Source organism: Sporosarcina thermotolerans (assembly GCF_042658975.1).
Classification (GTDB): Bacteria; Bacillota; Bacilli; order Bacillales_A; family Planococcaceae; genus Sporosarcina; species Sporosarcina thermotolerans.
This window is the reverse complement of the sequence record NZ_JBHSRM010000017.1, coordinates 90,848-109,152: the sequence shown is the minus strand read 5'-3', so window position 1 is coordinate 109,152 and position 18,305 is coordinate 90,848. Positions and strand designations below refer to the sequence as shown.

At 41.7% G+C, this 18,305-nt stretch carries 18 protein-coding genes; 12 read left to right on the top strand and 6 right to left on the bottom strand.

All coding sequences use genetic code 11. The features are described 5' to 3' along the window. Position 1: 1 nt before the first annotated feature. Positions 2 to 622, bottom strand: coding sequence for a DUF47 domain-containing protein (locus ACFPZG_RS14420; RefSeq protein ID WP_317941034.1), 621 nt, complete (start codon positions 620 to 622; stop codon positions 2 to 4). A gap of 246 nt (positions 623 to 868) precedes the next feature. Between ACFPZG_RS14420 and ACFPZG_RS14415 the strand changes: the two genes are divergently transcribed. The 7 genes from ACFPZG_RS14415 (at position 869) to ACFPZG_RS14385 (ending at position 7,274) form a co-directional block, all read left to right on the top strand. Continuing rightward, complete coding sequence (locus ACFPZG_RS14415) at positions 869 to 1,402, top strand: hypothetical protein (RefSeq protein WP_283733755.1); 534 nt, start codon at positions 869 to 871, stop codon at positions 1,400 to 1,402. Between the two features lie 27 nt (positions 1,403 to 1,429). Next, positions 1,430 to 2,974, top strand: a complete 1,545-nt coding sequence (locus ACFPZG_RS14410; RefSeq protein WP_317941035.1) for a flotillin family protein — start codon at positions 1,430 to 1,432, stop codon at positions 2,972 to 2,974. A 139-nt stretch (positions 2,975 to 3,113) separates the two neighbouring features. Beyond that, positions 3,114 to 4,043 carry an HD-GYP domain-containing protein gene (locus tag ACFPZG_RS14405; protein ID WP_283733756.1) on the top strand — a complete coding sequence of 310 codons (930 nt, stop codon included), beginning with the start codon at positions 3,114 to 3,116 and terminating at the stop codon, positions 4,041 to 4,043. Between the two features lie 128 nt (positions 4,044 to 4,171). Further along, on the top strand, positions 4,172 to 5,554 hold the full coding sequence (fumC, locus tag ACFPZG_RS14400) for a class II fumarate hydratase (protein ID WP_283733757.1): 1,383 nt from the start codon (positions 4,172 to 4,174) through the stop codon (positions 5,552 to 5,554). 3 nt (positions 5,555 to 5,557) lie between these two features. After that, positions 5,558 to 5,971: an HIT family protein gene (locus ACFPZG_RS14395; protein ID WP_317941037.1), complete on the top strand. Its 414-nt coding sequence runs from the start codon at positions 5,558 to 5,560 to the stop codon at positions 5,969 to 5,971. Positions 5,972 to 6,034: 63 nt separating this feature from the next. Then, positions 6,035 to 6,538 (top strand): PCYCGC motif-containing (lipo)protein, encoded by a 504-nt coding sequence (locus ACFPZG_RS14390; protein ID WP_283733758.1) that lies wholly within the window; start codon positions 6,035 to 6,037, stop codon positions 6,536 to 6,538. 199 nt (positions 6,539 to 6,737) lie between these two features. Continuing rightward, positions 6,738 to 7,274: a DinB family protein gene (locus ACFPZG_RS14385; protein ID WP_283733759.1), complete on the top strand. Its 537-nt coding sequence runs from the start codon at positions 6,738 to 6,740 to the stop codon at positions 7,272 to 7,274. 31 nt (positions 7,275 to 7,305) lie between these two features. Here ACFPZG_RS14385 and ACFPZG_RS14380 read toward each other — a convergent pair whose 3' ends face one another. Then, positions 7,306 to 8,181 carry an anti-sigma-V factor rsiV gene (locus ACFPZG_RS14380; protein ID WP_317941038.1) on the bottom strand — a complete coding sequence of 292 codons (876 nt, stop codon included), beginning with the start codon at positions 8,179 to 8,181 and terminating at the stop codon, positions 7,306 to 7,308. Then, on the bottom strand, positions 8,165 to 8,674 hold the full coding sequence (locus ACFPZG_RS14375; protein WP_283733760.1) for an RNA polymerase sigma factor: 510 nt from the start codon (positions 8,672 to 8,674) through the stop codon (positions 8,165 to 8,167). The genes ACFPZG_RS14380 and ACFPZG_RS14375 overlap by 17 nt, the downstream gene beginning before the upstream one ends. Before the next feature lie 155 nt (positions 8,675 to 8,829). Here ACFPZG_RS14375 and ACFPZG_RS14370 point away from each other — a divergent pair, with 155 nt between their 5' ends. From ACFPZG_RS14370 to ACFPZG_RS14360, 3 genes are all read left to right on the top strand, one after another. Then, positions 8,830 to 9,525 carry a Dph6-related ATP pyrophosphatase gene (locus tag ACFPZG_RS14370; RefSeq protein WP_283733761.1) on the top strand — a complete coding sequence of 232 codons (696 nt, stop codon included), beginning with the start codon at positions 8,830 to 8,832 and terminating at the stop codon, positions 9,523 to 9,525. Continuing rightward, entirely contained in the window at positions 9,522 to 10,058 is a 537-nt protein-coding gene (locus ACFPZG_RS14365; RefSeq protein WP_283733762.1) for a hypothetical protein, read from the top strand. Before ACFPZG_RS14370 ends, ACFPZG_RS14365 begins: the two co-directional genes overlap by 4 nt. Positions 10,059 to 10,349: 291 nt before the next feature. Then, complete coding sequence (locus ACFPZG_RS14360) at positions 10,350 to 10,910, top strand: integrase (RefSeq protein ID WP_283733763.1); 561 nt, start codon at positions 10,350 to 10,352, stop codon at positions 10,908 to 10,910. Positions 10,911 to 11,080: 170 nt separating this feature from the next. On the opposite strand, the gene ACFPZG_RS14355 is transcribed toward ACFPZG_RS14360, so the two are convergent. The 3 genes from ACFPZG_RS14355 to nfsA form a co-directional block, all read right to left on the bottom strand. Beyond that, complete coding sequence (locus tag ACFPZG_RS14355; protein WP_283733764.1) at positions 11,081 to 12,055, bottom strand: Abi family protein; 975 nt, start codon at positions 12,053 to 12,055, stop codon at positions 11,081 to 11,083. A 664-nt stretch (positions 12,056 to 12,719) separates the two neighbouring features. Next, positions 12,720 to 13,889, bottom strand: coding sequence for a class I SAM-dependent methyltransferase (locus ACFPZG_RS14350; protein ID WP_283733765.1), 1,170 nt, complete (start codon positions 13,887 to 13,889; stop codon positions 12,720 to 12,722). 192 nt (positions 13,890 to 14,081) lie between these two features. Next, positions 14,082 to 14,813, bottom strand: a complete 732-nt coding sequence (nfsA, locus tag ACFPZG_RS14345; protein ID WP_283733766.1) for an oxygen-insensitive NADPH nitroreductase — start codon at positions 14,811 to 14,813, stop codon at positions 14,082 to 14,084. Between the two features lie 89 nt (positions 14,814 to 14,902). On the opposite strand from nfsA, the gene ACFPZG_RS14340 reads away from it, so the two are divergent. Beyond that, complete coding sequence (locus tag ACFPZG_RS14340; RefSeq protein ID WP_317941040.1) at positions 14,903 to 16,462, top strand: FMN-binding glutamate synthase family protein; 1,560 nt, start codon at positions 14,903 to 14,905, stop codon at positions 16,460 to 16,462. A gap of 121 nt (positions 16,463 to 16,583) precedes the next feature. Beyond that, complete coding sequence (locus tag ACFPZG_RS14335; RefSeq protein WP_317941041.1) at positions 16,584 to 18,227, top strand: AMP-binding protein; 1,644 nt, start codon at positions 16,584 to 16,586, stop codon at positions 18,225 to 18,227. Positions 18,228 to 18,305 lie beyond the last annotated feature (78 nt).

Sequence of the window (18,305 nt, the reverse complement as noted above, 5' to 3'; positions counted from 1 at the left end):
CTTATGCGTTACGCATGATAATTGTTTCGATTGTATTAGCAACGTCTTGACAATGATCTGCGATATCTTCTAATAACTCATAAATATCCTTAAATTGAATAATACGAATTGGATCTTTTTCACGTAGGAACAGTTGCTTAATTGATGTACGAAGAACCTCATCGCAAATCCGTTCGTATTCTTTGATTAAAACAGCGTGGTCTCGCATTTGGACAAGTTTCTTTCTTGATAACAGCTCCATCGCTTTCACAATTTCATCAGAGCTTTTCACAATATTGTCCATGAACTTCTGGACATATTCATCAATTTCCGTTAGAGAGAACATTTCAAGATTTGCAGAGAAATGTTCAATACCATCCAAAATATCATCCATTTTAATAGCCAGTTGCAAAATATCCTCACGCTCAATCGGTGTCATGAACGAGGTGTTAAGTTTTGCGATAAGGTCATGAATCATGTCATCGCCTTCTGTTTCTAATTCCTTTAAGTTGATGCTTACTTCTTTTAAGTCCCCAATGGACGTCACTTTAAAGTCATTTGCATAATGCATCGCTTTTTGTACATGCTCAGCAATCTTTAAAAGAGCTGCGAAAAAAGGATCTGTTTTACGTGGACTAAACATCTTTAAGCCTCCATCCGTTACCGGAATCATTTTTTAGTATTCCTATAGCATAACAAAAATCATTTGATTTAGTACAAAAAAAATCATTTTTACTGTGAAAAAATGGCAATTTTATTTCGTTTTTGTGTTTGAATATTTAAGATTCTTATCTGGCTCTATAAAAAGTATTTAAAGGAATATTGAAACTTCATCGTCCGTCGTCCGTATATATAGTAGAATTCAACAAGGAGATGGGGAGGTGAGAGAATGGAATTGTTCGGAATGCCGGTTATTAATGTCTATTTGACCGTATTGATCATCGCGGGCCTTGCAACTGTTTTATATCTGTTCTTTAGTGATATTTCGGAAGGGATTGGTGAGGCAAGCCCGTTTTTGGATCCAGCTGTTATCCTTGCGTTCATATCATTCACATCTGCAGTCGGCTATATATTGGAGTTGATGACAGATTGGAACCACTTGCTTATTTTACTCTTAGCACTTGCAACGGCGACTTTATTGGACTTCCTTCTATACTTTTTCGTACTCCTTCCATTGAAATCAGCGGAAGTTTCGCTCGCCTATACAGATGAATCGCTCACGGGTCGGGTAGGCAAAGTGATTGTTCCGGTTCCAGTCGACGGTTTTGGAGAAATTGTTATCGAATCAGTGAACGGGATCATTTCAAAAAGGGCAGCTGGATATGAAAACCAGCCAATCGACTATGGGAAAGAGGTTTTAATCATTGAAGTGAAGGAAGGAACATTTATCGTTAAAGAATATGAGCCTTTTCGCTTCAAGTGAAACAATAAATAATGAGGGGGAATCAAAATGTTAGAAATTTCAGGTATGTTAATTGTCATTGGGATTGTCGTGTTCATCCTACTTGCTGTCATTCTCGTCTACATTTCGAAGTATAAGACAGTTGGACCGGATGAGGCGCTAATCGTTACGGGTAGTTATTTAGGATCGAAAAATGTACATACGGATGACTCGGGCAACCGGATCAAAATCATTCGTGGTGGGGGAACGTTCGTCTTCCCTGTGTTCCAACAATCAGAGCCGCTCAGCTTGCTCTCAAGCAAACTAGAAGTGACGACGCCGGAAGTGTACACGGAACAAGGTGTTCCAGTCATGGCAGACGGAACTGCGATTATTAAGATTGGGGGTTCGATTTCTGAAATCGCAACGGCAGCGGAGCAGTTTTTAGGTAAATCAAAAGCCGACCGAGAAAATGAAGCGAAAGAAGTACTGGAAGGGCATTTGCGTTCCATTTTAGGATCTATGACGGTGGAAGAGATTTATAAAAACCGTGATAAGTTCTCCCAGGAAGTGCAGCGTGTTGCATCACAAGACTTGGCTAAAATGGGGCTTATCATCGTTTCATTCACAATTAAAGATGTACGCGATAAAAACGGATACTTGGATTCACTTGGTAAACCACGTATCGCACAGGTGAAACGCGATGCCGATATTGCCACAATGGAAGCTGAAAAAGAAACACGTATCAAGAATGCTGAAGCATCGAAGGAAGCCCAAAAAGCCGAAATCGAGCGTGCGACTGAAATCGCGGAAGCGGAGAAGGAAAATCAATTGAAAGTCGCTGACTACCGCCGTGAGCAAGATGTGGCGAAAGCGCGCGCCGACCAAGCGTACGAATTGGAATCCGCACGTGCGAAGCAGGAAGTTACAGAGCAAGAGATGCAAGTTAAGATCATCGAGCGTCAAAAGCAAATCGAATTGGAAGAGAAAGAGATTCTGCGTCGTGAGAAGCAATACGATTCTGAAGTTAAAAAGAAAGCAGACGCGGATCGTTATGCAATCGAGCAGAACGCTGCGGCTGAAAAATCCCGTCAAATGGCAGAAGCGGAAGCAGAAAAATACCGTATTGAAGCGCGCGCTGCCGCTGAAGCTGAAAAAATCCGTCTTGATGGTTTGGCAAAAGCAGATGCTCAAAGGGCTCAAGGTGAATCGGAAGCAGATGTCATCCGCCTGAAAGGACTTGCGGAAGCGGAAGCAAAACGTAAAATTGCCGAAGCGTTCGAACAATATGGCCAGGCGGCTGTGCTTGATATGATCGTCCGAATGATTCCTGAATATGCGAAACAAGTGGCAAGTCCACTTTCGAACATCGACAAAATTACTGTTGTCGATACGGGTGGCGGGGAAGGCGGCGGTGCCAATAAAGTGACATCGTACGCTACTAATTTAATGTCCACTTTGCAAGAATCGTTGAAAGCTTCATCGGGCATCGACGTTAAAGAAATGATAGAAAGCTACGTCGGAAAAAATAATCTCCGACCAAGCATAGATAATTTGACAGAGGAAATCCGTTCATCGAAACCGGTGGCTGTCAAATCGGCTGATGAGGAATAATGATTGAATCGAAAACATCCAACCGCTTGTAAAGGGCTGGATGTTTTTATGTTGTATAAATATATAGATTTCTCTGTAAATATTCGCTATAATTGTAGATATTAAAAGAAAAAAGTCGGAACCTACACGGAGGACACCTATGGAGAAAAATCCAAACCGTACGTATCGGCAGAGTTCGGATGATCAATACCCAGTATTACACATGGCCTCTGGGCTGATAACACTTTTTGGGAGATGGAATGGCTTGGCGGAGGCACTATTTTCATTGAATGAAAATGGTTCTTTCTGCGCCCAGTACAACATAAATAATTCGATTGTTGAAACGTATACTCTGTTGGATGGCGAAGTTGAAATCGAACATGTAGGTGAAAGAAGAAAGATGGAAATCGGGGAAACGATTGATGCGTCTGCATTTGAAAAGGTTGTGACGTTCTATGCCATAACCAATGCTGAAATCGTCATGAAAATGGAAGCGGATTTCTATGAACAACTGTTTTTCGAAACAAAGATGCTGCAAGTAGAAATGGATACGGTTGCGCAGGTTGACGGCTATACATATCACCATTGCGAGCGAATCAGGCAATATGCAATCGAAGTTTGGAAACGGATGAATCGTCCAAAACATACTTTGAGACTGATGCGCTGGGGCGCTTTCTTTCATGACATTGGTAAACTTGCTATACCATTGGAAATCCTGCATAAACCCGGGAAACTGACAGAAGAAGAATGGGAGACTATGAAATCACATTCCAGAATCGGCGCAAACATTATGCGTGCCCATCCTGTCGAATGGCTAAAGGATGCCGCATTCATCGTTGAACAGCATCATGAATGGTATGACGGCAGAGGGTACCCGTATGGACTGAAAGAGGATGAAATCTCCATCGAGGCGGCAATCGTTTCGGTCGTTGATGCATATGACGCCATGACAACTGAGCGCGTTTATAAGCAAGCAGTTTCGAAAGAAGTAGCAATTCTGGAGTTGGAAAAAGGTAAAGGGACTCAATTTCACCCCGAAGTTGTTGATCATTTTATAGAAGTGCTTGGAGCGAAAGTAACGCATGTCTAATCTACGGGCTAAAAACAAGCTTTTGAACAAGACTCGGGAAACCGGGTCTTTTCATTTTATTTCATCTTAGAAAAGGTGCATGATAGAAGATGAGGTTTTATTATTCATTTGTGAAAGGCGGAGGGAATATGAACTATCGTATTGAGCATGACACATTTGGAGAAATACAAGTGCCTGCAGACAAGTTGTGGGGCGCACAAACACAGCGTAGTAAACAGAACTTTAAAATTGGCGGAGAACGAATTCCGTTAGGCGTCATTCAAGCATTTGCCCATTTAAAGAAGTCCGCTGCAATAGCGAGCAACTCTTTTGGCAATCTATCAGATACAAAAATGAAAGCGATCGTCGCAGCTGCTGAAGAAGTGATTGAAGGCAAATGGGACGATCATTTCCCGCTTGTCGTCTGGCAAACAGGTAGCGGCACGCAATCGAATATGAATATGAACGAAGTATTAGCAAATCGCGGCAATCAGCTGCTTGAAGAGTGGGGCGAGACTGAACGCCTGCACCCGAACGATGATGTGAATAAATCACAAAGTTCCAATGACACATTCCCGACAGCATTGCATGTCGCTGGCGTTATTGAAGTGGAGCGCGAATTGCTGCCGTCGCTTCAGGAATTGAAAAAAACGTTTCTAGATAAATCTGAAGAGTTCATGGATATCATCAAAATCGGACGCACGCATCTGCAAGACGCAACGCCGCTAACATTAGGGCAGGAAATAAGCGGTTGGCACAGGATGCTTGAAAAGACGGAAAAAATGGTAAGCGAAAGTGTCCAGTCGATGAAAGAACTGGCCATCGGTGGAACTGCGGTTGGAACTGGACTCAATGCGCCAAAAGGATTTGGAGAGAAAGTTGCTGAAGAAATCTCGAAATCAGTTGGCATTAATTTCACGTCTGCTGAAAATAAATTCCACGCACTCACAAGCTATGATGAAGTCGTTTATACACATGGCGCGATGAAAGCACTTGCTGCGGATCTTATGAAAATTGCGAATGATGTCAGATGGTTGGCAAGCGGTCCGCGTTCAGGAATTGGCGAAATCACAATTCCTGAAAACGAACCGGGAAGCTCCATCATGCCAGGAAAAGTAAATCCGACACAAAGCGAAGCCCTCACGATGGTTGTAGCACAAGTGATGGGGAATGACGCAACAATTGGATTTGCTGCGAGTCAAGGGAATTTTGAACTGAACGTTTTTAAACCGGTCATCATTTACAACTTCCTGCAATCCGCGAAACTACTTGCGGATGGCATGCGTAGCTTCAATGAGAATTGTGCGGTCGGAATTGAACCGAATCGAGAGGAAATCGACAATAAAGTAAAGAACTCACTTATGCTTGTGACAGCATTGAACCCGCATATCGGCTATGAAAATGCTGCCAAAATCGCTAAAATGGCGCATAAAGAAGGAACGACGCTAAAAGAAGCTGCACTTAAAACAGGTTTATTGACGGAAGAGCAGTTTGATGAATATGTTGATCCTTCCAAAATGATTGGACGATAAGCGATGCACGATAAGAACTGTCCCTATTGTAATTTGACAACTGACCCGGAACAGCAGATCATCTTCGAAACGGAGACATGCGCGTATATCCAAAAGGCTTCCGAACAACAAGTACTTGAAGGCAGCGGTTTGATCGTGCCGAAACGACATGCGGTTGATGTGTTTTCATTAACACCTGAAGAGTGGCAGGATACGCAGGAGCTGTTGTTGAAGGCAAAAGCCTATTTGGAAGAAAAGTACGAGCATGAAGGGTATTCCGTCGGCTGGAATACAGGGGAAGTGGGCGGGCAATCCATTCCGCACGCCCATCTCCACGTCATTCCGCGATTTGCAGATGAAGCGTTTGCTGGAAAAGGAATCCGTTATTGGATCAAGCAAAAGGAAAATTCAAGGGGCGCAATGTCCACAAAGTTGTAACCCTACTCCATTTCGTTATCCGCTATGATGAAAGGACAATGACAAATAAAGGAGTAGACATGAATGATAAAGAAACTCATGCCTATCATGCTTATATTGACGCTTGTCCTTTCCGCTTGCGGTGATAAGGCACAACTCAATGGGGAAAATGGTAAACATTTAGAGGTTGGTAACGAAAGGCATCTTCAAAACGGAGATGTACAGGAAGCAACTGAGTCGGCAGCTGTATTGCCGAAGTTTTTGGATGGCAAACCGGATGACCTGCGCCTCGTATACCAAGTGGCTGCGTCATCTTCTGATGTTTTAGAGTACATGCCATGTTACTGTGGCTGCGGAGAAAGTGCGGGCCACGGGAATAACTTGAACTGCTTCGTCGATGAAATCCGTGAAGACGGTTCCGTCGTCTGGGACGACCACGGCACACGTTGCCTCGTCTGCCTGGAAATTGCGGTTCAATCCGTGCAAATGAAGCAAGAAGGCAAATCGTTGAAAGAAATTCGTGAATCTATCGATGAAATGTACAAAGAAGGTTATGCAGAACCAACAGATACACCGAATCCAGCTTAATAAGTAATGCAAGACAGCAGTCAAACTATTAGACTGCTGTCTTCTTTTGATTGTTCCAAAGCAAGCCTCCGCGCCCCAAACAACATTTTACTTTTCTGAATATGTATATAGGGCTTTAAATTTTCATTGAAAGAGCGTATGCTGTGAAATTGATAGGATATCCATATTTCGTTCAATGAAATAAAGGAGAAGAAATAGAATGACTTTTGAAGGCAATCATAAAGTCCGAAGAAAGATTTATCAAGTGATAGATGGAATGACGGATGAAGAGTTCAATCGAAAACCATCAGAGCATGATTGGTCCCCGAAGCAGATTTTGGAGCATCTTGCCTTGATGGAAACATATATAGCTGCAAAAATAGCGGCAGAGTTGAAGAATAAAGAAAGTCGGCGTGCGTCAAAGAAATTAATTGTCCTTTCCGGAAATTTGATGATGAAAGATGATCTGCCGGAAGCAACAAAGCCGACGGATAGTTTCAAGAAAGTTTCAGAAATGAAAGAGGAACTTCATAACTCACGCATCTATTTGCTTGATGTTTATGATGGAAGCTGTAAAGATATGGATAACTTGCGCGAAAAATCGCTTGAGCATCCAAATCTTGGCTTGATGCCATTGGAACAATGGTTCCCGGTTGTTGGTATGTATGAAAAATGCCATTTGAAGATGTTGAAGAAGACAATCAATGAGTTAAGAATACATGGTCTTGCCTCGGAGTTGAATACGGATGCAAAGTAAAATCCCCACGCCTTGCGCATGGGGATTTTATTTATCGAATATAAACATCGCTTACCAATAATTTTTTCACAACCTCTGTTGGAATTTCGAACGTCACAACCCCCATATACCCCGGAGCGACTTCATATTTATCAAAAGAAATAACAAGCTGCTGATCATTTGTAATATAGAAGTTTTGATCCGATCTGATTGTCGCAAAGCCTTCGCCGTATTCATTCTCTGTAAAATAAGAGATCATTTCATCTGCCGCCATTTGCCGTTCCATCTCGCCTTCGATATAGGCATTGATGGCGTCAATATATGAATCATCTTTGAAAAGGCTTGGTAATGTAATCAACACATTGTCGACTTTATCAATTGTATCGTATCTCATCGTTGTCGAAGAAGATCCGACTGTATTGACCTGATAGCGCATAATCGAAAGGATTTGGTCGTTATCGGTTATCACCTCATAGCCAGCGTCAACGCCTAGATGGCCGCCCCCAACTTTTTTCAGCTCTGCAATTTCCTTTTCGAATTGCTCGAAAAGCTCCCTGTTCTCTTCCATATACTTTTCATTCAAAGCTGCTTGTAATTCTTCATTGTCTAATCCAGTAATGACGGGAATGGATAGATCAGCCTGATATGTTCCTTCATCCACAGTCAGTTGCTTGACAGTGAATACTTCCACAATTGAACCTAAAATAGGTACATTCACCATTGACTTGGCGAAGGCTGGGCTGACATTGATGCTGCCGACGAAAAGGATGGCAGCTGCAGCAACGCCAATCAAACTATTTCTAAAAACAGGTCGTTTCTTTTTACGTTTCATTTTCTCTTCACTTATGGATGCTCTCACAATCCCATCCAATTCTTCAGGAATATCGATATTCTCATAGTCCTTCTTCAATTTATCCATTTTGCTCATACACTTGCTCCTCTCCCATTTCAATACGTAATTTCCGCAACGCCGCATATAATCGTGTTTTCACCGTATTGATGTTATCTCCGGTGACTTCAGCAATTTCCTCGATCTTCAAATCCTCGAAGAAGCGGAGAATGATAATTGTTTTATAATTTGGCGACAGGTGGTCGACCGCTTCTTGTAGGTCAAAATCGGTTACGTCATCCTCCAAGGAAGGTAAATGGCTTTCCAATATTTCATCGTCCATGATGGACATCCGCTGATGTTTACGGATGAAATCAATGGCCGTATTGACAATAATCCTGTAAAACCATGTTTTCATATATTTCACTTCATCGACCCTATCAATGGAACGAAGTGCTTTCAGGATGGATTCCTGAACGATATCCAGTGCATTTTCTTTGTTTTTCACATAACTAAATGCAAGCCGATAATAGGCATGCTGATTCTCTATAATGAACTTTTCCACCAACTTAAATTTATCGTCTCTTGTCATGACAATCGGGTCACCTTCTCTGTAAATAACGTCTCGCGAACACGTCTCATAAGTATGGACGAACTGCCTCGTTGAAAAGTTTTGAGGCGTTGGAAAGAATTACAGATGTTTGTGATATGCTTAATTAAAAATATGAGGAAAGGATGTGTGAAAAAATGAATAACCAACCATTCGTCGCTTCCTGGAGTGGTGGTAAAGACTCAGCGTTAGCCTATTACCGTGCCCTTCAGTTGGGAGGAATCCCAAAGCGGATATGGACGATGTTTGAAAAGGATAAGGAGCGCTCGAAATCCCATGCATTGCCCGTGGAAATCATTCAAGCGCAAGCTGACAGCCTTGGCGTTCCGTTGATGATCCGTGGCGCTGACTGGAATGGCTATGAAGCGGAATTTTTAGATGCAATGAAGGAATGCATTGAAGCTGGTATTCCGAATGGTGTATTCGGTGATATCGACTTAGAGGATCATTTGACATGGGTCCAAACGAAATGTGATAGCGTCGGTATGAGAGCGGTCCACCCGCTATGGATGGAACCACGTCGGAAGTTGTTGGAGGAATTTGTGAACGCGGGCTTTGAGGCATATATTGTTGTCGTAAATACGAAAATGATGCCTTCGGAATTCATCGGCCGTAAATTTACAAATGAATTGATGGATGAACTGGAGTCGCTCGGCATTGATTCATGTGGGGAATCGGGGGAATTCCATACCGTTGTCATTGATGGACCTATTTTTAAGAATCGTGTTCCAATCGTATTTAATGATCGACATGAACGCGAGGGGTATGTGTTTTTGTCCGTCGGATTGGAAGTAAAATCTTCGGAGAAAGCATTCAGGACGCCGTATCTATGAAAAAATGGCTTGCTGGTCTGCTTTGTCTCGCTTTACTCGCAGGTTGTACAAAGCCATTAACGCTTGAAGTGAAAGATACGATGAAAACAAAAGACATGTTTAGCGCTGTATTCGTTCAAGAGGGCTTAGTGCCCGAAGGCTATGGAGTGCATTTTACGGTTGAAAAGTATGTGGATGGGACCTTGTCGACAATCGAGGAAAGTTTTACGGATCTGACAAGTAAGAAGCAGATTATTTCGTTTCGAGTCGCCACTGATACCGCGTCCGGCAAGATAGCTGTAAGCTTCGGAACTAGTGATATCATTCATCGTGTAAAAGATGAACCTATTCGCGACCCTTTCTTCAGCGGTGTCCTCATCGATTTATTGAAGCTTGAACAAGGGGAACCGCAGCCAATTGCCTATTGGTATGCCAACTCGTTGACGGAGGAGCAGAAAAAGATGTTCGAAGAAGGCGCAATCGACGTGGATAAATTAAAACAGGTCGGATTACTTTATGTGCTCATCGTTGAGGTCATTGAAATGCCAGAATGAGTCCAAGTTAGAGAGTTGGCAGACTTTTGACAATCCTGTGGATACTAGGATAAATTCATTGTATTTCTTTAATTATTTTTCTGTAATAAAAAAGTTGTGTGAAATATTGAGTTGACACTATAAAAGACGCATAATCTATTGAAGTTACTCATAGATAGCTTTACACGCGCATAAAGGTAATCAATTGCTCATAAAATGCTCTAATGGCTCATAAATGCGTACAAATACGCATAAATGCCAATAATCGGCGATTGCGACTATACAAATAGTAAAGGATGTTAGGGAAAGAGAATGAACGCTACTTTGACCGAATCACAGATTGTCTCTTTAATCGAATTAACCATCCATGACGTAAATATGGACGTTGAGCTGAAACAGGAGCGCACTGGAGTTAACATGATGTATGACTTCATTAAAAATGAGGTGATCGTCGATAGCAAACGTGTGCAAAAAGCCTGTAATGAGCTGCTCGAACCAATGCCGCTTGAAACGTATATCCGTGTGTTGACTATCCATGAATTAGGGCATGCGATGGATCGCGAGGCATTGCTCGCCTCACTTGACCGCACGAAAGAAATCATCCTTACAAAAAAACAAGCCGCAGCTGAAAAACGGCCTACGGATTTGCCGTTCATGACGATGGTGATGGAGGAGCATGAAGCAGACATTGCATTCGAAGAAACTGCATGGGTGAATGCTGAAATTTTGAACAGCTTTTTCGAAATCGTCGATGGGAATAGCTTCGGAAAAGTGAAGGCGCATAGCCTTTCGACGTATCGGGCAGCTTATGATACCGATTTGAAAATCTATAATGGATTTATTCGCACGCAAGAGGAATTATTGTCTCCATAACATAAAGAAACCGCCTGCCTGAGGAATGAGGAATCAGGGGCGGTTTCTTGTGAAATTAAAAGAGAACTGGACGCATCCAGTTCCCTTAAGTGCAAGCCGAAGCAATGCACCGCAATTAGTTAAGTATATTGTAGCACATAATTACTTATACCCTCAAGTAATTAAATTAATCAAATATAGGTTCTTAATTTTTCTAGTTTACTTCTGAAGTCTGAACCCATTATTGATGTATGTATTGATGTAGGTATTGAATCCCTTAGATGCTCAGAATAGTTTTCAAGATCCTTCAGCACTTTCTTTATCTCATTTTTAGTGACACTTAATTTTTTCAGTAAAATGATCATAACTATAAGATAATCAATAATATGGTTGAAATGAATATTTGTTATTGCTGTTTCACTTTGTAAATACTCAATGACTCTACTAGGTGGATTAGTTTTCTTAAAACGACAGTCAAAAACGACACCATTATGGGCGACGGCATTTCTAAGTTCCTTAATTAGAAAAATAATATCTTCAGGGATTCGTCCATTTTGGTTATGAGAAGTCGTATGAAGGCCTAAATCCTCAGCAATGCGAATCCTGGTTGTCCGGTCTAAGCACTGCAATAAGAAACCAAACTCTCCCATACTTATAACCTCGAAAATTGCCCATAGAGGAACCTGTTTATTATTGTGTAAATAGTGTTTGATTACATCTTTCCCATCTGCATAATTATAGGCGATACTTGATAAAATTTTATTCTTTAAATCAAGACGTTTTTTCATTTTATCACGATATTTGTTATTTCCTACATTTTCAGCCTTATAATCAACTAACAAATGTGTGAAGATATATTCGAAGTCGGAGGGGCTGTTGGCAATCAAAGAGTTCAAGGTATAGTTTTTTAGGGCGGTTTCAATAAACATTATATGAGGATATAATAAAGATTTAATTTGTGTATCGAATTTATTAATTGCAACTAGCTCATCAAAATCCTGAAAGGGTATGATGTTATTTGGTTGTCCAATAAAACGATAACCTTTAAATCCATGGAAATATCCCATATTCATCAAATCACGCTTATTCCGACTACCTTGGATCTCGATACCATGTTTAGTTCTCAAATGTTTCATTAAGGCATTAATCGATTTTCCTTTGGCCAAATCATTACCTCCAGTCATTTACTAAGCTAACGATATTGTCTTATTTCTTATAGTATAGCCTAATTGAGTGTCTGAAGCATCGACGCACTTGAAAATGATTCTATTTATACTAGAATAAGTACCTATAATAGAGTGAACAAGAGTAATTGTTGTTTTTATAACATAAAAGAAACCGCCTGCCTAAGGAATCAGAGGCAGTTTCTTGTTTTAGTTGTATCCTTTTCATTCGATGAAGGCTATATAAAAAGTAAAGAGTATTTATCAATTTGATAAGTATCAAGCAGAACGAAGAGGTGTTCATAGATCAACTATTTTTAACAGACGAGCTTGCAAATCGTTATTTTCTCCTAACCATTGTGGAACATGGGGTTTCAGTATTGAAATGAACAGGTAATAACTATTAAAGAACTTAAGAATTAAAGAAAAAAGAATAAAGTTAAAGATACTTTGTTTTGAAGGGATTTATTCGCGATGGACATGGTGTCGAAATTTCAATCATCCTTAACATCCATCAGGAAAATCCGCTTTTCAAAGCCGCCGCGCTTTTTAGTTCGTACATGATTTCCCAGGGCTTTTAATGATTTGGGGAATCAGGTCGCAAACGAGTTTAGTATAAGTGGGCTTAATCTGAACTCCTTAAGGGAACCGTTGCAACAAGTTGGTATTATTGTAGGTACCCAGCTTCCTTCAACTCACGTTCCAAAAATGGCTTCGCACTCAGTAAATCCCGGAAGGCTTCATACTTTCCAACTGCTTCAGCGGAAGGTTTCTTGCCAGTCCTAAAGCCACGGATCAAAATGTTTTTCGGTGTATGCTCCATATCTATGAACTCTAACAGCTGTGCATCATAGCCGACAAGTGTCAGCAATTCCGCACGAATGGAATCGGTCGCAAGCGCAGAAAAGCGCTCTTTGATAAGCCCATGCTGAAGCATAATGTCGAGGGCTGGTGATTGAATTTGCGAAAATAGCTCATGTTGGCAACATGGAACGCTCAAAATCACTTCCGCTCCCCACTTGACGGCGCGTGATAGGGCCATGTCCGTCGCAACGTCGCATGCATGCAACGTGACGACCATATCGACAGCGGTTTCTTCGTTGTAATCATTAATATCACCAACGAGGAACTCAAGCTGTTCATAACCAAGATCCTTTGCGATTGTATTGCACTCTTCAATGACCTCTTTCTTCAAATCCAGACCAGTTACCCGGATATCCAACCCCTTTTCGATATGCAAATAATGATAAAGGGCAAACGTCAAATATGACTTGCCAGACCCGAAATCCAATATGCGGACGGGACGATCTTTCGGGAGATGTACGAGTGCGTCGTCGATGAATTCAACAAAGCGGTTGATCTGACGGAATTTGTCGTATTTCTGCTTTTTCACTTTCCCGTCGCCCGATTGCACACCTAAACGGATGAGGAACGGGTAAGGGGTCGAATCGTCTAATAGATAATTCTTTTTCCGGTTATGCGACAAATCGACAGTTTTCGTTGCAGCCGTCTTTTCACCCTTCCAGGATACTTTGAATTTTTTCGTAAGCTGAATATGGGCTTTCTCATCGGTGAACTCCACCTGCATCTGTTTGAACTGTTCCAATAAATGTTTGAGTGCAGGCTGAATATCAGCGACTCTTATATTTTCATGTTTCAAAATACGTTCGTAGTGATATTCAAATTGAATATGGACTTCTTTTTTAATTTCCACAGGCTTCAGTTTCACTTTTTGAAGCCCAGTCGATTTGTAACGGGGCTGGCTGATTGTTCCTTGGATGAATGCACCTTCTTGCATCCTATGGACAAGTTTCTCTACAAGTTCTTCAAATTGCATATTATTGGACCTCATTTCGGGCAAGTTTGTATATATAAGGATACAAAAGGGATTAGCTTTTGGCCAATCCCTAAGTTTATGCGTGTATATTTGCATTTATGTGTGCTTAACCTGACTTATGGGTTTCTCGGCCAAATTATGCGTTTTTCAAGTGTTTTATGACTATCTGGCTGGGTTTATGAGCTTTTAGGATCAATTAAACTTAAATCCTTGTTTCGCAAGGAATTCCTTCATATGTGTGCGTCTTGGTTCGGCCAAAAAGTCGGTCATCTGCTCCGACCATGCTGTATCTTTTTGATTTGACCCGCGATTAAGGTAATAATCATGCATCGTTTTATCGTAGTCTGGGAGTAGCTGCTTATACTTTTCCGTGTCATAGCTGTTTTCATGAAGGATTGCTTCAACTGGCAACCTTGGTTTCACTTCATTCGCCTCATCCGGCACACCAATCGACATTGCGAACATAGGTGCAACGCCATCAGGGAGTCCCAACAGTTCGCTTATTTTAGTCGGTGCATTTCGAATGCCGCCGATATAACAGATGCCGTAACCCTTTGACTCGGCTGCGATTGCGACGTTTTGCGCGAAGAGCGCGACATCGATAGCACCTACGAGCATATTTTCAGCGTATGAGTAATCAATTTCTTCTCCATGCAACTCGGCAGCACTAGCCAATCTGCAGTAATCTGCACAGAAGATAAGGACAGCGCCTGCTGTCAAAAACTGTCTTTTGTTACTTGCCAATTCAGCAAGTTGTTCTCGCTTCCCTTGATCCGTTACATAAATGACGGAATAAGCTTGCACGAAATGGGAACTTGCAGCATGCTGCCCCGCACGGACAAGGTTCTGGACCTCTTCCCTCGAAAGAGGAATATCCTTGTATTTCCGTACAGAAGAGTGTGAAGTCAGTAATTCAATGACCATATGTATACCTCCGGAATATTCTGTATTTCTATATTGATTGAATATAATCATGTTACACTACAATTAACGAATGGAAAAGGGGTGCAAGGATGAGTTGGTTAGATAGCCTATCGTTGACGACAACTTTGATAATTATTATTTTAGTTATTATTCCTATATCAAGCGCCATTTATCTTTACTTTTATGACAGAAGGCAAAAGCAGCATGCCATACTTCGAAACTATCCGATATTAGGACGTATGCGGTACATGCTTGAAAAGACTGGACCGGAGTTGCGCCAGTATTTGTTCAACGCAGATCACGAAGGGAAGCCTTTTAATCGCGAGGAATATTTGCATATAGTGTTGCCCGGCAAGTACTTGAACAGCATCATCGGCTTTGGCTCAAAACGTAATTTTGAAGAATCTGGTTATTACATTCGGAATTCATTATTCACGAAACAAAACGAAGAAATGCGAGTTGACAATGACGAGCTGATTAATACAATGCGTTATCGGGTCGATGAGGATAATCTTTTCTCCCGGAAAGAGCATCGGGAAGAAATTCCAGCATTGCCTTGGCTGTTACCTGAAGAGGATGCGGTTGTTATTGGACATAATTGTGAGCATCCCTTTCATGTCCGAAGTTTATTAGGCCAATCAGGTATGAGTTATGGGGCTCTCGGGGAAAACGCCATTACCGCGTTATCTAAGGGGATTGGTATGGCGAAAGAGGCATGGATGAATACAGGGGAAGGCGGGCTTTCCCCTTATCATTTAACTGGAGATGCTCATATTATCGCTCAAATTGGTTCAGGATTATTCGGCTTTCGAACCGAAAACGGAGAATTCAGTTGGGAACGTCTAAGGGAAAAAGCAGAGATTTCTCAAGTTAAAGCGTTTGAAATTAAATTGGCGCAAGGGGCGAAAATGCGTGGCGGACATGTCGAAGGGGAAAAAGTGACAGAGGAGATTGCGAAAATCCGTAACGTTGTACCATTTACGACCATTAATAGTCCAAATCGTTTTAAGCAGTTCTCGGATTATCCTACACTATTTGACTTCATTGAAAAGATCAGGGATCACGGCGGAAAACCCGTTGGGATAAAAATCGTCATTGGAGGCAGGGAAGATGCTGAGGAGCTTGCATTATACATGCAAGAAACTGGGAAAGGGCCAGACTTCATCTCCCTCGATGGTGCAGAGGGAGGATCGGGGGCGACTTATCAGGATTTAGCTGACAGTGTCGGATTACCTTTAAAATCAGCACTCATAATATTGGAAGATGCTCTTCGAAAATATGATGTACGTGATCAGGTGAAAATTATTGCATCTGGCAAAATTACAACACCTGACAAAGCGGCAATCGCATTAGCAATGGGAGCCGATCTTGTGCAGATTGCCCGCGGATTCATGATCTCGGTCGGATGCATTATGGCTGAACGATGCCATACGAATGAATGCCCCGCAGGAGTTGCCACAACGGATAAGAATTTGCAGAGGGGTCTTGTAGTAGAGGAGAAGAAATTCCGTGTAACCAACTATATTTTGACGATGCGTGAAGGGTTGTATCGAATTGCTGCAGCTGCTGGTCTTGATTCACCGACAAAATTCGAGCGACATCATGTTGTCTATAAAGATGAACGTGGAAGGGTTTTTCCTGTCGAATAAACATTTTATACCATTTTGCCTGCATGGTAAAATGGCATTTTGATTAGGAATGCCTAAGACCCCATCAGAATTTTGTGATAATATATAAGGAACCAAATTATTGTAGAAAGGGGTTTGGTGAATGTCTTTGTTAGAGAAAACAGTTGGCGAGATCTTAAGTGATTGGGCGAATTTGATACCGGAGCATGAGGCTTATGTTTATCCTGAGCATGGAATCAGGAAAACATATCAAGAGTTTGATCGTGAGACAGATGAGTTGGCTAAGGCATTCATTGGGATGGGAATAGCGCGCGGGGAACATGTCGCTATCTGGTCGGACAATAAACCTCAATGGTTGTTAAGTCAATTTGCCACAGGGAAAATGGGTGCTGTTCTTGTTACGGTAAATACGAATTATCAGGCGAATGAACTCGAATACCTCCTTGAACAGTCGGATACTAGCACATTGATACTTGACGAAGGTTTTAAAGGGACGAGCTATATCGACATTATCCGTTCGATTTGTCCAGAACTAAAGGATAGTGAGAACGGTGTCGTGAATTGCGATAAACTACCGAAACTGAAAAGAATTATACTCATGACAGACCGTGAAGAAACAGGGATATATAAATGGTCAGAATTTCTACACCATGCGGAAGGGATTGCCGACGCAGACTTGGCTGAAAGGCAACGAACAATGACACCTGATGATGTTATTAATATTCAATATACGTCAGGTACGACTGGATTTCCTAAAGGGGTCATGTTAACGCATCGAAATGTAGTGAACAATGGAAAAATAATTGGGGACTTCATGAAACTTACTGAAGATGATCGTGTCTGCATTCCCGTACCGTTTTTCCATTGCTTTGGATGTGTACTTGGCAACATGGCGGCTGTGACCCACGGATCTACAATGGTTATCGTTGAACAGTTCGACCCTTTACTAGTATTGGAGGCTGTTCAAGAGGAAAAATGCACGGCGCTTCATGGTGTTCCAACAATGTTCATTGCTGAATTGAATCATTCCGAATTCAAAAAGTACGATACTTCCTCATTGCGAACAGGTATTATGGCAGGCTCTACATGTCCAATTGAAGTGATGAAACAAGTGATTCACGATATGGGGGCTGAAGAGATTACGATTTGCTACGGTCAAACAGAATCGTCTCCTGTCATTACCCAAACACAGACCGATGATCCGATTGAAAAGCGCGTTTCCACTGTTGGTAAACCTCATCCCTACGTAGAGGTTAAAATCATTGATCCATTGACGGGAGAGGAAGTTCCTATTGGAATACCAGGCGAACTCTGTACAAGGGGCTATCTTGTCATGAAAGGGTATTATAATGACTTAGAGGCAACCCATGAGGCAATCGATGAGGATGGATGGCTTCATACCGGTGATATCGCCATTATGGATATGGATGGATACATTGATATTACCGGACGTATTAAAGACGTCATTATTCGCGGTGGCGAAAATATTTATCCACGTGAAGTAGAGGAGTTCCTATATAAACATCCGGCGATTTCTGATGTACAGATCGTTGGTGTGCCTGATCCGAAATATGGGGAGGAACTGATGGCTTGGATCATTCTGAAAAAAGATATAGCCCTTGATGAAGAAGCCGTACGTTCATTTTGCCGCGGTAATATCTCTTATCATAAAATTCCGAAGTACATTAAATTCACTAATGCGTTTCCAATGACCGCATCCGGGAAAATCCAGAAATATAAGCTACGTGAACTTTCCATTGAGGAGACGCTAAGTCAAAAGATATAAATCTGAAGACTGCTGCCATTTTAATAGGCACGCAGTCTTTTTTTGTATGATTTGATAGTGAGAAGTCTACTAAATAAA

What these genes read in the sequence shown, in the direction of transcription:
- ACFPZG_RS14415 (WP_283733755.1), top strand. Translation starts at nt 869, where the DNA reads ATGGAATTGTTCGGAATGCCGGTTATTAATGTCTATTTGACCGTATTG.
- ACFPZG_RS14340 (WP_317941040.1), top strand. Translation starts at nt 14,903, where the DNA reads ATGAGTTGGTTAGATAGCCTATCGTTGACGACAACTTTGATAATTATT.
- ACFPZG_RS14405 (WP_283733756.1), top strand. Translation starts at nt 3,114, where the DNA reads ATGGAGAAAAATCCAAACCGTACGTATCGGCAGAGTTCGGATGATCAA.
- ACFPZG_RS14410 (WP_317941035.1), top strand. Translation starts at nt 1,430, where the DNA reads ATGTTAGAAATTTCAGGTATGTTAATTGTCATTGGGATTGTCGTGTTC.
- ACFPZG_RS14370 (WP_283733761.1), top strand. Translation starts at nt 8,830, where the DNA reads ATGAATAACCAACCATTCGTCGCTTCCTGGAGTGGTGGTAAAGACTCA.
- ACFPZG_RS14390 (WP_283733758.1), top strand. Translation starts at nt 6,035, where the DNA reads ATGATAAAGAAACTCATGCCTATCATGCTTATATTGACGCTTGTCCTT.
- ACFPZG_RS14380 (WP_317941038.1), bottom strand. Translation starts at nt 8,181, where the DNA reads ATGAGCAAAATGGATAAATTGAAGAAGGACTATGAGAATATCGATATT.
- ACFPZG_RS14350 (WP_283733765.1), bottom strand. Translation starts at nt 13,889, where the DNA reads ATGCAATTTGAAGAACTTGTAGAGAAACTTGTCCATAGGATGCAAGAA.
- ACFPZG_RS14385 (WP_283733759.1), top strand. Translation starts at nt 6,738, where the DNA reads ATGACTTTTGAAGGCAATCATAAAGTCCGAAGAAAGATTTATCAAGTG.
- ACFPZG_RS14335 (WP_317941041.1), top strand. Translation starts at nt 16,584, where the DNA reads ATGTCTTTGTTAGAGAAAACAGTTGGCGAGATCTTAAGTGATTGGGCG.
- ACFPZG_RS14360 (WP_283733763.1), top strand. Translation starts at nt 10,350, where the DNA reads ATGAACGCTACTTTGACCGAATCACAGATTGTCTCTTTAATCGAATTA.
- ACFPZG_RS14375 (WP_283733760.1), bottom strand. Translation starts at nt 8,674, where the DNA reads ATGACAAGAGACGATAAATTTAAGTTGGTGGAAAAGTTCATTATAGAG.
- ACFPZG_RS14365 (WP_283733762.1), top strand. Translation starts at nt 9,522, where the DNA reads ATGAAAAAATGGCTTGCTGGTCTGCTTTGTCTCGCTTTACTCGCAGGT.
- ACFPZG_RS14395 (WP_317941037.1), top strand. Translation starts at nt 5,558, where the DNA reads ATGCACGATAAGAACTGTCCCTATTGTAATTTGACAACTGACCCGGAA.
- nfsA (WP_283733766.1), bottom strand. Translation starts at nt 14,813, where the DNA reads ATGGTCATTGAATTACTGACTTCACACTCTTCTGTACGGAAATACAAG.
- fumC (WP_283733757.1), top strand. Translation starts at nt 4,172, where the DNA reads ATGAACTATCGTATTGAGCATGACACATTTGGAGAAATACAAGTGCCT.
- ACFPZG_RS14420 (WP_317941034.1), bottom strand. Translation starts at nt 622, where the DNA reads ATGTTTAGTCCACGTAAAACAGATCCTTTTTTCGCAGCTCTTTTAAAG.